General features: G+C 61.1%; 12 protein-coding genes. All 12 read left to right on the top strand.

Annotation, left to right across the window (positions count from 1 at the left end):
• Nucleotides 1-82: 82 nt before the first annotated feature.
• The 12 genes from hutH (ACW9HX_RS27580) to ACW9HX_RS27635 all read left to right on the top strand — a co-directional run bounded on the left by hutH (ACW9HX_RS27580) (nucleotide 83) and on the right by ACW9HX_RS27635 (nucleotide 15,545).
• Entirely contained in the window at nucleotides 83-1,606 is a 1,524-nt protein-coding gene (gene hutH, locus ACW9HX_RS27580; protein ID WP_457383010.1) for a histidine ammonia-lyase, read from the top strand.
• Nucleotides 1,607-1,721: 115 nt separating this feature from the next.
• Complete coding sequence (gene hutH, locus ACW9HX_RS27585) at nucleotides 1,722-3,254, top strand: histidine ammonia-lyase (RefSeq protein ID WP_457383011.1); 1,533 nt, start codon at nucleotides 1,722-1,724, stop codon at nucleotides 3,252-3,254.
• 226 nt (nucleotides 3,255-3,480) lie between these two features.
• Nucleotides 3,481-4,686, top strand: coding sequence for an imidazolonepropionase (gene hutI / locus ACW9HX_RS27590; RefSeq protein WP_457383012.1), 1,206 nt, complete (start codon nucleotides 3,481-3,483; stop codon nucleotides 4,684-4,686).
• Between the two features lie 10 nt (nucleotides 4,687-4,696).
• Nucleotides 4,697-5,494 carry an N-formylglutamate deformylase gene (hutG, locus tag ACW9HX_RS27595; RefSeq protein ID WP_457383013.1) on the top strand — a complete coding sequence of 266 codons (798 nt, stop codon included), beginning with the start codon at nucleotides 4,697-4,699 and terminating at the stop codon, nucleotides 5,492-5,494.
• 169 nt (nucleotides 5,495-5,663) lie between these two features.
• On the top strand, nucleotides 5,664-6,131 hold the full coding sequence (locus ACW9HX_RS27600; protein ID WP_457383014.1) for a DUF3757 domain-containing protein: 468 nt from the start codon (nucleotides 5,664-5,666) through the stop codon (nucleotides 6,129-6,131).
• Nucleotides 6,132-6,296: 165 nt separating this feature from the next.
• A complete protein-coding gene (locus ACW9HX_RS27605; RefSeq protein WP_457383015.1) occupies nucleotides 6,297-7,244 on the top strand; it encodes a choline ABC transporter substrate-binding protein in 948 nt (315 codons plus the stop codon).
• Complete coding sequence (locus tag ACW9HX_RS27610) at nucleotides 7,244-8,149, top strand: alpha/beta hydrolase (protein ID WP_457383016.1); 906 nt, start codon at nucleotides 7,244-7,246, stop codon at nucleotides 8,147-8,149. Before ACW9HX_RS27605 ends, ACW9HX_RS27610 begins: the two co-directional genes overlap by 1 nt.
• Before the next feature lie 103 nt (nucleotides 8,150-8,252).
• Entirely contained in the window at nucleotides 8,253-9,224 is a 972-nt protein-coding gene (pip, locus tag ACW9HX_RS27615; RefSeq protein WP_096819940.1) for a prolyl aminopeptidase, read from the top strand.
• Entirely contained in the window at nucleotides 9,221-9,658 is a 438-nt protein-coding gene (gene dtd, locus ACW9HX_RS27620) for a D-aminoacyl-tRNA deacylase (RefSeq protein ID WP_065260939.1), read from the top strand. Before pip ends, dtd begins: the two co-directional genes overlap by 4 nt.
• Nucleotides 9,659-9,979: 321 nt before the next feature.
• On the top strand, nucleotides 9,980-11,794 hold the full coding sequence (locus tag ACW9HX_RS27625) for a glucan biosynthesis protein G (RefSeq protein WP_457383017.1): 1,815 nt from the start codon (nucleotides 9,980-9,982) through the stop codon (nucleotides 11,792-11,794).
• Nucleotides 11,787-14,357, top strand: a complete 2,571-nt coding sequence (mdoH, locus tag ACW9HX_RS27630) for a glucans biosynthesis glucosyltransferase MdoH (protein ID WP_457383018.1) — start codon at nucleotides 11,787-11,789, stop codon at nucleotides 14,355-14,357. The genes ACW9HX_RS27625 and mdoH overlap by 8 nt, the downstream gene beginning before the upstream one ends.
• Nucleotides 14,358-14,747: 390 nt before the next feature.
• The gene (locus tag ACW9HX_RS27635; RefSeq protein WP_085711037.1) at nucleotides 14,748-15,545 is read left to right on the top strand and encodes a transporter substrate-binding domain-containing protein; all 798 of its coding nucleotides are present in this window, start codon (nucleotides 14,748-14,750) and stop codon (nucleotides 15,543-15,545) included.
• Nucleotides 15,546-15,633 lie beyond the last annotated feature (88 nt).

The following is a 15,633-nucleotide window of genomic DNA, read 5'->3' on the forward strand; positions in this document are numbered from 1 at the left end:
TTTGGAATGCGGTCCCCTGTGGGAGCGGGCTTGCTCGCGAAAGCGCCGGCAAAGCTGCATCAATGTTCGGATGAGGTTTTAGATGTCCCAGGCTGAGAAAATCGATATCGCCGACGCCCCGATGCGTTGGCAGGATGTGGTCGTGGTAGCCCGTCACGGCGCGCAGCTCGAGCTGTCGGCCCAGACCTGGGCGCGCATCGAAAATGCCCAAGACATCGTCCAGCGCATCGTCGCCAGTGGCGAGCGCGCCTATGGCGTCAATACCGGGCTGGGCGGTCTGTCCAACGTTTCGCTGCAGGGCGAGCAACTCAGCCAGTTGTCGCGCAACACCTTGCTCAGCCATGCCTGCGGCGTCGGCCCGGTACTGGCCGATGAGCAGACCCGCGCAATCATGTGCGCCGCGATCCGCAATTACAGCCACGGCAAATCCGGGATTCATCGCCAAGTGGTCGAAGCGCTGTTGGCGTTGCTCAATCGTGGCATCACCCCGCAAGTGCCGTCCCAGGGTTCGGTGGGTTACCTGACCCACATGGCCCACATCGGTATCGCGCTGCTCGGCGTGGGTAACGTCAGCTATCGCGGGCAGATTGTCTCTGCGCAACAGGCGCTGGCCGAAGAAGGCCTGCAACCGGTGCAACTCGGGGCGAAGGACGGTTTGTGCCTGGTCAACGGCACACCGTGCATGACTGGCCTCAGTTGCCTGGCGATTGCCGACGCTACGCGTCTGGTGCAGTGGGCTGATGTGGTCGGTGCCATGAGTTTCGAAGCCCAGCGCGGGCAGATCGCCGCGTTCGACGCCGAGATCATTGCGCTCAAGCCGCACCCGGGCATGCAACAGGTCGGCGCCAATCTGCGGGCGCTGCTCGATGGCAGCGAAGTGATCGCGCAGAGCAAAGGCATTCGCACCCAGGATGCGCTGAGCATCCGCTCGATCCCGCAGGTGCACGGCGCCGCCCGCGATCAACTGGAACACGCGATCAAACAGATCGAAACCGAACTCAACGGCTGCACCGACAACCCGCTGCTGCTGGGCACGCCAGATAACTTCCGGGTGATGTCCCAGGCCAACCCGCACGGGCAATCGGTCGCGCTGGCGGCAGACTTGCTGGCGATCGCGATGACCGAAATCGGCTCGATTGCCGAGCGTCGACTGGATCGCCTGATCAACCCCCACGTCAGCGGTCTGCCGGCGTTCCTGGTGGCCAATCCAGGAGTGAACTCCGGGATGATGATCGTGCAATACGTCGCCGCGTCGCTGTGCGCGGAAAACCGCCAACTGGCGCAACCGGCGGTGCTCGACAACTTCGTCACTTCGGGCCTGCAGGAAGACCACCTGAGCATGGGCACCAACGCCGCGCTGAAGCTGCATCGCGCACTGGAAAACTGCACGCAGATCCTCGCCATCGAGTACCTGCTGGCGGCTCAGGCGTTTGAGTTCCTCAAGGAACAGCGCTTCGGCGCCGGCACCGATGTGGCGTGGCGACTGCTGCGCGAGAAAGTCCCGGCCTACGATCAGGACCGCTGGCTGGCGCCGGATATCGCCGCTGCCGCGAGCGTGTTGAAAGACTCGAATTTGCTGCACCACGTACTGCCGAATTTGCACTGACAATACCCATGCCAGCGTGCCAAGGCGCGGCTCCCCAAAAGGTGAGAAGCGACGGACAACGGACATCTCCGGAGCGTCTGGTTAGTTAACAAGAAACTCTCAAAAGGAGCACAAGATGACTGCGCTGAACCTGATCCCCGGCCAACTGAGCCTGGCCCAACTGCGTGACGTCTACCAGAACCCGGTCAAGCTGACCCTCGACAACAGCGCCGCTGCGCAGATCGAAGCCAGCGTCGCCTGCGTCGAGCAGATCCTCGCCGAGAACCGCACCGCCTACGGCATCAACACCGGTTTTGGCCTGCTGGCTTCGACTCGCATCGCCAGCGAAGACCTGGAAAACCTCCAGCGCTCGCTGGTGCTGTCTCACGCCGCCGGCGTTGGTCAGCCGATCAGCGATGAGCTGGTGCGTTTGATCATGGTACTCAAGGTCAACAGCCTGAGCCGTGGTTTCTCCGGCATCCGTCGCGTGGTGATCGATGCGCTGATTGCTCTGATCAATGCCGAGGTTTATCCGCACATTCCGCTGAAAGGTTCGGTCGGCGCGTCCGGCGACCTCGCGCCATTGGCGCACATGTCGCTGGTGCTGCTGGGCGAGGGCAAGGCCCGCTACAAAGGCGAGTGGATGGAAGCGACCGAAGCGCTGAAAGTCGCCGGTCTGACCCCGCTGACACTGGCGGCAAAAGAAGGCTTGGCGCTGCTCAACGGCACTCAGGTTTCTACTGCATTTGCTCTGCGCGGTCTGTTCGAAGGTGAAGACCTGTTCGCCGGCGCGCTGGCGCTGGGCGGTCTTACAGTTGAAGCGGTGCTCGGTTCGCGTTCGCCGTTCGACGCACGCATCCACGCCGCCCGTGGCCAGAAAGGCCAGATCGACACCGCCGCCGCTTACCGCGATCTGCTCGGTGAGCGCAGTGAAGTGTCCGATTCGCACCAGAACTGCGAAAAAGTGCAGGACCCGTACTCGCTGCGTTGCCAGCCGCAAGTCATGGGCGCTTGCCTGACCCAGTTCCGTCAGGCCGCCGAAGTGCTGGTGATCGAAGCCAACGCCGTCTCCGATAACCCGCTGGTGTTTGCGGCTGAAGGCGATGTGATTTCCGGCGGCAACTTCCACGCCGAACCAGTCGCCATGGCCGCTGACAACATGGCTTTGGCCATCGCTGAAATCGGTTCCCTGAGCGAGCGCCGTATCTCGTTGATGATGGACAAACACATGTCGCAACTGCCGCCGTTCCTGGTGGCCAATGGCGGCGTGAACTCCGGTTTCATGATTGCCCAGGTGACCGCAGCGGCACTCGCCAGCGAGAACAAGGCGCTGGCCCATCCGCATTCGGTAGACAGCCTGCCGACTTCCGCCAACCAGGAAGACCACGTATCGATGGCCCCGGCTGCCGGCAAGCGTCTGTGGGAAATGGCCGAGAACACTCGCGGCATTCTCGCGGTGGAATGGCTGGCGGCGGTGCAGGGTCTGGACCTGCGCAACGGGCTGAAGACCTCGACCAAACTGGAAAAGGCCCGTTCGATTCTGCGTCGCGAAGTGCCGTTCTATGAGAAGGACCGCTTCTTTGCGCCGGACATCAATGCGGCGACCGAGCTGCTGGCTTCGCGGGTTCTGACTGAACTGGTTCCGGCGAGACTGCTACCGAGCCTGTAAGAGCCACCCCTCACCCCAACCCTCCCGAAACGTCGGACCGCCCCAAAGGGGAGAGGGGGAAAGGGAGCAGATTTTCATGATTTTCCAGACTTGAGTTCGGCTCGATATTTCAGGTCGATGTACCTAGCAAGAACAACCCGGTCAGTCCCCTCTCCCTCCGGGAGAGGGCTAGGGTGAGGGGGCTTTTGAAGGCTGCCCACCAAACAGAATCCAACGGAGGCTCACAGTGAAAACCCTCTGGCAACACTGCCACGTCGCAACCATGGCGCAAGGCGTCTACTCGATCATCGAGGATGCGGCCATCGTGACGTCCGGTGCACACATCGAGTGGATCGGCCCGCGCACTCAATTGCCGTCGGGCGAATACCCGGCGGTCAACGATCTGCAAGGCGCGTGGGTCACCCCCGGCCTGATCGACTGCCACACCCACACCGTGTTCGGCGGCAACCGCAGCGGTGAGTTCGAGAAACGCCTGCAAGGCGTGAGCTATGCCGAGATCGCAGCGGCCGGCGGCGGCATCGCCAGCACCGTGCGCGCCACGCGCGAGGCCTCGGAAGACGAACTGTTCGCCAGCGCCGCCAAACGCCTGAAAAGCCTGATGCGCGACGGCGTGACCACGGTCGAAATGAAATCCGGCTACGGCCTCGACCTGGCCAGCGAACGCAAGATCCTGCGGGTCATCCGTCGCCTCGCCGCCGAGCTGCCGATCAGCGTGCGCAGCACCTGCCTCGCTGCCCACGCGCTACCACCGGAATACAAGGATCGCGCTGACGATTACATCGATCACATCTGCGCCGAGATGCTCCCGGCCCTGGCCGCCGAAGGTCTGGTGGATGCGGTGGACGCGTTCTGCGAATACCTGGCGTTTTCCCCTGAGCAAGTCGAGCGTGTGTTTATCGCCTCGCAAAAACTCGGTCTGCCGGTGAAGCTGCACGCCGAGCAGTTGTCGTCGCTGCACGGCTCCAGCCTGGCCGCGCGGTATCACGCGTTGTCTGCCGATCACCTGGAGTTCATGGACGAAGCCGATGCTATCGCCATGGCCGAATCCGACACCGTCGCGGTGTTGCTGCCGGGCGCGTTCTATTTCCTGCGTGAAACCCAATTGCCGCCGATGGAAGCCCTGCGCAAACACAAGGTGAAAATCGCCATCGCCAGCGACCTCAACCCCGGCACCTCGCCGGCGCTGTCGTTGCGCCTGATGCTGAACATGGCCTGCACCTGTTTCCGTATGACCCCGGAAGAAGCGCTGGCCGGCGCCACGATTCATGCGGCACAAGCCCTGGGCATGGCCGAAACCCACGGCTCGCTGGAAGTCGGCAAGGTCGCGGATTTTGTCGCCTGGCAGATCGATCGCCCGGCGGATCTGGCCTACTGGCTGGGTGGTGAGCTGGACAAACGCGTTGTGCGTCACGGCGTTGAATCAAGTCTGTAGGAGAGCGGTTGTGGATAAGGTTCTGAACTTCAAACAAGGTCGCGTGCCGCTGCTGATCAGCATGCCCCACGCCGGTGTGCGCCTGACCCCGGCGGTCGAGGCCGGGTTGATCCCGGACGCGAAAAGCCTGCCGGACACCGACTGGCATATTCCGCAGCTCTATGATTTCGCCGCCGAACTGGGCGCCAGCACCCTGGCGGCCGAGTACTCGCGGTTCGTCATCGACCTGAACCGGCCATCCGACGACAAGCCGCTGTACGCCGGCGCCACCACCGGGCTGTACCCGGCGACACTGTTCGATGGCATCCCGTTGTTCAAGGAAGGCAAGGAACCGTCGAAAGAAGAACGCGCGACGTACCTGGAGCAGATCTGGACGCCGTACCACCGCACCTTGCAGGAAGAACTGGCGCGGCTGAAGGCCGAGTTCGGTTATGCGCTGCTGTTCGATGCGCATTCGATCCGTTCGATCATCCCTCACCTGTTCGACGGCAAGCTGCCGGACTTCAACCTCGGCACCTTCAACGGTGCCAGTTGCGATCCGCAGTTGGCCACGCAACTGGAAGCGATCTGCGCACGCCACGGCGATTACAGCCATGTGCTGAACGGTCGCTTCAAGGGCGGCCACATCACCCGTCACTACGGCAACCCGGCCGAGAACATCCACGCCGTGCAACTGGAGCTGGGCCAGTGCACCTACATGGAAGAGTTCGAGCCGTTCCGCTACCGCGCCGATCTGGCGGAGCCGACGCGAGTGGTCCTCAAGGAGCTGCTGCAAGGGCTGCTCGCCTGGGGCCAGGCAAACTATTGATTCAAGTGTTCAATGATCGCGTGAATGGGCGTGATCATTGTTCCTCTGGAAAATGAGGAATCGGACTACGTAATACACAGATGCTTGCTACCGTTTTTCGGTCTCGGAAGCGTTACCGTCTGCGCGAAATCTGTTTTTTCGGCAGATGACTTTTCGGGAGACCCGTTAAATGAAAGTAGAAGCAGCTGTAGTCCTGTCGTTAAGTCTATTAACGATGAGCGTCCAGGCACTTGAAGTAGACCATTGCCCTTTGCCTGAAAACATCAAGAACACTCGAGGTGTTTTCACGGCCAATACGGTCAGCCGCGAGGGCCAATGGGTAGGGACTGTTTCGTCGGTCCGGACGAAGGACGGTGACGGTTTTTCCGCCGAGCCGGTGAAATCGTTCAATGGGGCCATTTTCTATTCGACGAATGCAGGCGGGGTCAGTCGTGGCATCTTGAGTCGATGCATGTACTCCACCCACAAGGGAGAAAAAATGGATTTGTATTACCGCCCGGATGTTCGCCCGGAACTGGCGGTACGACTGCTGGATCTGAAAAACTGGAAACTCCAGCCGGAGTCCGGAACGGGTTTGCAAACCTACATTTGCAAGAGCAAACAGCAGGGCGGCTGTGTGTTCGCCGTTATTGACTAGTGAGGCCAGGTCTGCGATAGACGGGGAGGGGCCGACAGTCGCCACCGTGCAAATCCCGGTCGCCTCAGGTCGCTTTTCGGTCTCGTCTGCTGCGTAATGTTTCGGCCACGGTGCAAGAAGACACCGATCCGAACAATAACCCGCTGCCGCACGAGACGATTCCACATGAAAAAACTCTTCACTCGTTGTGCGTTAATCCTCACCGGCACTGCGCTGCTCAGCGCTGGCGCCATGGCTTCCGACGATGCTTCCTGCAAAGCAGTGCGCATGGGGGTGGTCAACTGGACCGACGTGATCGCCACCAGCGGCATGGCCGACGTGCTGCTCAACCGCCTCGGCTACGAAAGCAAGCAGACCAGCGCCGTGCAGCAAATCATCTTCGCCGGCATCCGCGACAAGCGTCTGGACATCTTCCTCGGCTACTGGAAACCGGCGATGGACAAGAACATCGCGCCGTTCCTTGCCGCCAATCAAGTCAAAGTGATGGACAAGCCAAGTCTGGCGGATGCCCAGGCGACGCTGGCGGTTCCGGATTACGTCGCGGCGGCAGGGCTGAAAACCTTTGGTGATATCGCGAAGTTCAAAGATCAACTCGGCGGAAAAATCTACGGTATCGAGCCCGGCAGCGGGGCCAACACCACGATCAAGACCATGATCGAAACCAACCATTTCGGTCTGAAGGATTTCAAGATCATCGAGTCCGGTGAAGCCGGCATGCTCGCCGCCGTGCAGCGGGCGGTGAACCGCAAGGAGTTCGTGGTGTTCGTCGGCTGGACTCCGCACCCGATGAACATCAACATGAAAATCACCTACCTGACCGGCAGCGAAGACGTTTACGGCCCCAACGAAGGCGCCGCCACCGTTTCCACCGTCACCGCGCCGGACTACGCCGAACGCTGCCCGAACGTCCATCGACTGCTGGAAAACCTGACCTTCACCGCCGCTCAGGAAAGCCAGTTGATGGTGCCGATCATGGAGCGCAAGGCACCCCAGGAAGTGGCGAAAAACTGGCTGCGTGAGCACCCGGAAGATTTGCAGCGCTGGCTGGCGGGTGTCAGCAGTTTCGATGGCAAGGATGGCGTGGCCACGGTTCAGGCCAGCCTGAAAAACTGATGGGCACTTATCCACTTTCTCCGGCGATGGCGACGTTTGTCGCCAAAACCGAAGGTTTCGCCAGCGACGACAGCAGCCTCGCCGGATTGCGCGAATCCTATGACGACATGTGCCGGGCATTTACCCCGCCGCGACCGGCAGGGCTTGAAATAGAGGACTTCACGCTGGGCGCGGTGCCGGTTCGCGTCTTTCGCCCATCCGGATCGTCACTGCCTTGTGTGGTGTACCTGCACGGCGGCGGCTGGGTGGTCGGCGGGCTCGATTCCCACGATTTCATCTGCTGCGAACTGGCCATGGCGCTGGGGGGTGTGGTGGTGGCGGTGGATTATCGGCTGGCGCCGGAGCATCCGTTTCCCGCCGGGTTCGACGATTGCCTGAGTGTCTGGCGTGCCCTGCGCAGTGGATCGTTCGGCTTCGACCGCGAGCGGATGCTGGTGGCCGGCGACAGCGCCGGTGGCAATCTCGCCGCCGCGTTGTGCCTGGCCTTGCGCGATGCCGGCGAGGCGCTGCCCAACGCTCAGGTGCTGATCTATCCCGGACTGGGCGGCGACGAGCATTTGCCGTCACGCAGCGAATGCGCCGATGCGCCGTTGCTTACCAGCAGCGATGTGGACTGTTACCACGCGTTGTACTTGCGTGGCACGCCACAACCGAACGCATTGGCCATGCCGTTGCTCGCCGATGACTTCAGCGGATTGCCCCCGGCCTGGATCGGCGTGGCGCAGTTCGATCCGTTGCGCGACGACGGTGTGCGCTACGCCGAACGACTGTCCGCCGCCGGGGGCGAGACCGTGCTGTATTACGGCGAGGGGCTGGTTCACGGATGTCTGCGGGCGCGGCATCAGGTCGCCGAAGTCGATCGCCTCTACGAAAACCTGCTGGGGTTCATGGCTGACAAATTGTGACAGCGCACGGGCATGCTCATTGACGTAAATCGGGTTTATGATGCCGGACGGCAGAATAATAGAAGTCCCCCCAGGGATGACCTCGACCCTTACGGAGCGCGCAATGCAGACTTTGTTTCCGCAGATCAAACCTCACGCACGGCACGATCTGGCCGTCGACGACACCCATACGCTGTACGTCGACGAAAGCGGTTCACCGGAAGGTTTGCCGGTGGTGTTCATCCACGGAGGTCCCGGCGCCGGGTGCGACGCCCAGAGCCGTCGCTACTTCGATCCGAACCTGTATCGCATTGTCACCTTCGACCAGCGCGGTTGCGGTCGCTCCACCCCGCACGCCAGCCTGGAAAACAACACCACCTGGGATCTGGTCGAAGACCTCGAGCGTATCCGCAAACACCTGGGCATCGAAAAATGGGTGCTATTCGGCGGCTCCTGGGGCTCGACCCTGGCGCTGGCTTATGCGCAGACCCACCCGGAGCGCGTCCATGGTCTGATCCTGCGCGGGATCTTTCTCTGCCGCCCGCAGGAAATCGAATGGTTCTACCAGGCCGGTGCCAGCCGTCTGTTCCCCGATTACTGGCAGGACTACATTGCGCCGATCCCGCTGGACGAGCGCGATGACCTGCTCAGTGCTTTCCACAAACGCCTGACCGGCAACGACCAGATCGCCCAGATGCATGCGGCCAAGGCCTGGTCGACCTGGGAAGGACGCACCGCGACCCTGCGGCCGAACCCGCTGGTGGTCGACCGTTTCTCCGAGCCGCAGCGCGCCTTGTCGATTGCGCGGATCGAATGCCACTACTTCACCAACAACGCTTTCCTCGAGCCGAACCAGTTGATTCGCGACATGGGCAAGATCGCCCATCTGCCGGGTGTGATCATCCACGGCCGCTACGACGTGATCTGCCCGCTCGACAATGCCTGGGAGCTGCATCAGGCCTGGCCGAACAGTGAGCTGCAGGTGATCCGCGATGCCGGTCACGCCGCGTCCGAACCGGGCATCACCGATGCGCTGGTACGTGCCGCCAGCAACATGGCCCGGCGCCTGCTCGACTTGCCGCCCGAAGAAGCATGAAGGGGCTTTTGCAGCGCGTGAAAGGCGCGCGGGTCGAAGTGGCGGGGGAGGTGGTCGGCAGCGTCGATCAGGGTTTGCTGGTGCTGGTGGCGGTTGAACCCGACGACACGCAGGCCAGCGCCGACAAACTTCTGCATAAGCTGCTTAACTATCGAGTGTTCAGTGACGCCGAGGGCAAGATGAATCTGTCCCTGGCGGATGTGGGCGGCGGGCTGCTGCTGGTCTCTCAGTTCACCCTGGCTGCCGACACCAAAAGCGGGTTGCGTCCGAGTTTCTCGACCGCTGCCCCTCCTGCGCTGGGCGAGGAATTGTTCGACTATCTATTAAGCAAAGCGAAACAGATGCATGGCACTGTGGCATCAGGTAGATTCGGCGCGGATATGCAGGTGCACCTGGTCAACGATGGCCCGGTAACCTTCCTGTTACAGACATGAAAGTGCTTGAAACAACTTTTTAAGGGCTTTTCGACTGAAAACAGGGAATTTTCGCGATAAATACTTTGTTACCCCTGATGCGTTGTCACGCGGGCTACTAGATAATCGCGCGCTACGGGGATCAGCGTTCGTTGGTCCATTTTGACTTAGGTAGAGACTTGTCCGGATCCGATTGGGGAATCATTTTGACCCAGCGGAGTCGGAACAATGCTCGCCAACTTGGCAAGGGTGCCCTGAAAGGTCGGTTTTTTTGTACCGAATCCCTCACAGGCACTTCATCTGGCCGTTGGTTTATTGATCTGTTTTCGGCGAGGGTTGCTCGTGATTGTTAGTCCCTGTAATGCAGCAAAATTGTCTGCCAAACGCTTGCGCAGCGCTCTGGTAGCGGGCTCGGCACTTCTGTGCCTGCTCAGCGCCGGCCAGCTTTGGGCATTCAATCTTGACGATGTATCGGCCAAGGCTAAAGAGCTGGCCGGGCAGAAATTCGAAGCCCCGCGCAGCAACCTGCCGAACGAATTCCGTGACATGAAGTTCGCGGACTATCAGAAGATTCGTTTCCGCACCGAAAAAGCCGAATGGGCGGGCGAGAAGACCCCGTTCAAGCTGTCCTTCTATCACCAGGGCATGCACTTCGATACGCCGGTGAAAATCAACGAAATCACCGCGAACACCGTCGAAGAGATCAAATACGATCCTAGCCGTTTCGATTTTGGCGACCTGCAGTTCGATCCAAAGGCCACCGAACAACTGGGCTACGCCGGTTTCCGTGTGCTGTACCCGATCAACAAGGCTGACAAGCAAGACGAAATCATGACCATGCTGGGCGCGAGTTACTTCCGCGTTGTCGGCAAGGGTCACACCTACGGTCTGTCGGCTCGTGGCCTGGCGATCGATACCGCTCTGCCGTCCGGCGAAGAATTCCCGCGTTTTCGCGAGTTCTGGATTCAGCAGCCGAAGCCGGGCGACAAGCACCTGGTGATCTTCGCCCTGCTCGATTCGCCGCGCGCCACTGGCGCCTACCGTCTGATCCTGCGTCCTGGCAGCGACACCATCGTCGACGTCAAAGGCCAGATGTACCTGCGTGACAAAGTTGGCAAGCTCGGCGTTGCGCCGCTGACCAGCATGTTCCTGTTCGGCGCCAACCAGCCGTCGAAAGTGCTCAACTACCGTCGTGAACTGCACGACTCCAGTGGTCTGTCGATCCATGCCGGCAACGGCGAGTGGATCTGGCGCCCTCTGAACAACCCTAAACATCTGGCTGTGAGCCAGTTCAGCGTCGAAAACCCGCGTGGTTTCGGTCTGCTGCAACGTGGCCGTGACTTCAGCCACTACGAAGACCTCGACGACCGCTACGACAAGCGCCCAAGCGCCTGGATCGAGCCGAAGGGCGACTGGGGCAAAGGCACCGTCGATCTGGTCGAGATCCCGACCGCCGACGAAACCAACGACAACATCGTTGCGTTCTGGAACCCGGAAAAACTGCCGGAGCCAGGCCAGCCGCTGGACTTCGCCTACCGCATGCACTGGACCATGGACGAAGCGGCCATTCACGCGCCGGATAGCGCCTGGGTCAAGCAGACCCTGCGTTCGACCGGTGACGTCAAGCAATCGAACCTGATCCGTCAGCCGGACGGCAGCGTTGCCTATCTGGTCGACTTCGAAGGCCCGTCGCTGGCAGCCCTGGCCCCGGATGCGGACGTTCGCAGCCAGGTCAGCGTTGGCGACAACGCCGAACTGGTCGAGAACAGCGTGCGCTACAACCCTGAAACCAAGGGCTGGCGCCTGACCCTGCGGATGAAGATCAAGGACGCGAGCAAGTCGACCGAGATGCGCGCCGCACTGGTGCAGAACATCGTCCCGGCCGATCTGGCCAAGACCTCGCTGCCGGCCTCCAACTCCTCGGTTGCCAAGGCCGACAAGGTCGCCGCCAAGCAACAAGAGAAAGCCGACAAGGAAGCCAAGGCCGCCGAAGCCAAACAGGCCGACGCCAAGCCAGCGACAGATGCCAAGGACAAGGCCAACAAAGACGCCAAGCAGCCAGCCGCTGCGGACGCGGCCCCAGCCACACCGGAATCGGCACCGACTGAAGAAGTCCTGACCGAGACCTGGAGCTATCAGTTGCCTGCCGATGAGTAACTCTCAAGTACAGCCAGAGACTCTGTCCGAGTACCTGGCGCATCTGCCGATGACCGACGAGCAGCGCGCGGAACTCGCGGGCTGCCAGTCCTTCAGCGAATTGCATGAACGCCTGTCGTCCTCGACGTTCGACGCGCCGACCGAAGCCGCCCAGGCTTCGGTGGGCAAGCGCCTGACCCTGAGCACTGCCGAAGAGCTGGAAGACGCGGAAATGCTCGGCGTGGACGCCAGTGGTCGAGTCCGTCTCAAGGCCACGCCACCGATTCGTCGGACCAAGGTCGTGCCGGAGCCGTGGCGCACCAATATCCTGGTGCGTGGCTGGCGCCGCCTGACCGGCCGGACCAATCCACCGCAACCGCCGAAAGACGCAAACGTGCTGCCTGCGGCGCGCTGGCGCACCGTCGGTTCGATCCGTCGCTACATCTTGCTGATCCTGATGCTCGGTCAGACCATCGTCGCCGGCTGGTACATGAAAGGCATCATGCCGTACCAGGGCTGGTCGTTCGTCGATCTGGAAGAAGTCCTGCATCAACCGCTGCTGCAAACCGCCACGCAAGTGCTGCCGTATGCACTGCAAACCAGCATCCTGATCATGTTCGGGATTCTGTTCTGCTGGGTATCGGCCGGTTTCTGGACCGCGCTGATGGGCTTCCTCGAATTGCTCACCGGTCACGATAAATACCGGATCTCCGGTAAAAGCGCTGGCAACGAGCCGATTCCGAAAGATGCGCGCACCGCATTGGTGATGCCGATCTGCAACGAAGATGTGCCGCGTGTATTTGCTGGTCTGCGCGCGACTTTCGAGTCGGTTGCGGCCACCGGTGACCTGGATCGCTTCGACTTCTTCGTGCTCAGTGACAGTAACGACACCGATATCTGCGTCGCCGAACAACAGGCCTGGCTGGACGTCTGCCGTGAAGCCAAGGGCTTCGGCAAGATCTTCTATCGCCGCCGTCGCCGTCGCGTCAAACGCAAGAGCGGCAACCTCGACGACTTCTGCCGTCGCTGGGGTGGTGACTACAAGTATATGGTCGTGCTCGACGCCGACTCGGTGATGAGCGGTGAGTGCCTGACCAGTCTGGTGCGCCTGATGGAGGCCACGCCGGACGCCGGTATCATCCAGACCGCGCCACGTGCCTCGGGCATGGACACGCTGTATGCACGCATGCAGCAGTTCGCCACTCGCGTTTACGGCCCGCTGTTCACGGCCGGCCTGCACTTCTGGCAGCTGGGTGAATCCCACTACTGGGGTCACAACGCGATCATCCGCATGAAGCCTTTCATCGACCACTGCGCCCTGGCGCCGTTGCCGGGCAAGGGTGCGTTCTCCGGTGCGATCCTCTCTCACGACTTCGTTGAAGCTGCGCTGATGCGCCGTGCCGGCTGGGGCGTGTGGATTGCCTACGATCTGCCGGGCAGCTACGAAGAACTGCCGCCGAACCTGCTCGACGAGCTCAAGCGTGACCGTCGCTGGTGCCACGGCAACCTGATGAACTTCCGTCTGTTCCTGGTGAAGGGCATGCACCCGGTGCACCGTGCGGTGTTCCTGACCGGTGTGATGTCTTACCTGTCGGCGCCGTTGTGGTTCTTCTTCCTGGTGCTGTCCACCGCGCTGCTGGCGGTCAACACGCTGATGGAACCGCAGTATTTCATGGAGCCACGCCAGCTCTATCCGCTGTGGCCGCAATGGCATCCGGATAAAGCCGTCGCGCTGTTCTCGACGACCATCGTGCTGCTGTTCCTGCCGAAGCTGTTGAGCATCATCCTGATCTGGGCCAAGGGCGCGAAAGAGTTCGGCGGCAAGTTCAAGGTGACCCTGTCGATGCTACTGGAGATGCTGTTCTCCATGCTTTTGGCGCCGGTGCGGATGATTTTCCACACCCGTTTTGTCCTTGCCGCGTTCCTCGGCTGGGCCGCGACCTGGAACTCGCCGCAGCGTGACGACGACTCCACGCCATGGAGCGAAGCGGTCAAGCGTCACGGTCCGCAGACTCTGCTGGGCTTCTTCTGGGCGCTGCTGGTGATCTGGCTGAACCCGAGCTTCCTGTGGTGGCTGGTGCCGATCGTCGGTTCGCTGATGCTGTCGATTCCGGTGTCGGTGATTTCCAGCCGTGTGGGCCTGGGCCTCAAATCCCGTGACGAGAGCCTGTTCCTCATCCCTGAGGAATACAATCCGCCACAGGCGCTGCTGGCCACTGATCAATACACCCACGAAAATCGCTGGCACGCGCTGAACGACGGCTTTGTCCGCGCCGTGGTCGACCCGCAGCAGAACGCCCTGGCGTGCTCGCTGGCGACCTCGCGTCACGGTGAGGCCGAGCCGATCGAGTGGCTGCGTCAGGAGCGTGTGCGTCACGCGATCAAGGTCGGCCCGGCCGGGCTGAACAACCATGATCGCCTGCAACTGTTGAGCGATCCGGTGGCCCTGGCCCGTCTGCACGAGCAGGTGTGGGCCGAAGGTCACGCCGAGTGGCTGGACGCCTGGCGGGCATCGGTGAAAGCCGATCCCCATGCGCCGTTGCTGCCGCTCAAGCCTGTGAGCTTGCAGGCGCAACCGGCCTGATGAAGAAACCCCGCTAACTGGCGGGGTTTTTTTATGGCGCTGAAAAGCCCCTCACCCTAGCCCTCTCCCGGAGGGAGAGGGAACTGATTAGGGGATGCTTCAGAGATACGCCGACCTGATCTAACGGTGTTGAATCCATAATCGACTCGACATTTCAGGTCGATGTATGGCGCAAGACATCTCGGTCGGCTCCCTCTCCCTACGGGCGGTCCGACGTTTCGGGAGGGCTGGGGTGAGGGGCGGCCCTTGAATGTTAAACAAATCGTCCATTAAACCTTGTGCAAAAAATCGAGTGCGTTAGCATCCGTCCCCGAATTGGCGCACCCGGACAATCTTGTCCATTACTGTCGGTTTTCGCGCCGCAAACGCAATGGTTTTGGGGACTTTAAGATGAAGAAGTATCTGTCGATGCTGCTGGTCGGCGTCACGGCACTGGTTGCAGTCAATGCGGCGCAGGCCGGGGCAATCGATGACGCGGTCAAGCGCGGCACCTTGAAAGTCGGCATGGACCCGACCTACATGCCGTTCGAGATGACCAACAAGCGCGGCGAGATCATCGGTTTCGAAGTCGACATCCTCAAAGCCATGTCCAAGGCCATGGGCGTCAAGCTGGAACTGGTTTCGACCGGTTACGACGGCATCATCCCGGCGCTGATGACCGACAAGTTCGACATGATCGGCAGCGGCATGACCCTGACCCAGGAACGCAATCTGCGCCTGAACTTCAGCGAACCGTTCATCGTGGTCGGCCAGACCCTGCTGATCCGCAAGGAGCTGGAAGGCACCATCAAGTCCTACAAAGACCTGAACACCGCCGACTACCGCATCACCTCCAAGCTCGGCACCACCGGCGAAATGGTCGCCAAGAAGCTGATCGCCAAGGCCAAGTACCACGGCTACGACAACGAGCAGGAAGCTGTGCTCGACGTGGTCAACGGCAAGGCCGATGCCTTCATCTACGATGCGCCGTACAACGTGGTCGCGGTGAACAAGGTCGGCGCCGGCAAACTGGTGTTCCTCGACAAACCGTTCACCTACGAGCCACTGGCCTTCGGTCTGAAGAAGGGTGATTACGACAGCATCAACTTCATCAACAACTTCCTGCACCAGATCCACGAAGACGGCACCTACGATCGCATCCATGACAAGTGGTTCAAGAGCACCGAGTGGCTCAAGGACATGGAATAAGCCCGGTCAGATAGACCGAGTCGCCCCATTCGCGAGCAAGCCCGCTCCCACAGAGATTGTGTGAACACCACAAATCCACTGTGGGAGC

The organism is Pseudomonas sp. SDO52101_S400, from assembly GCF_054071635.1.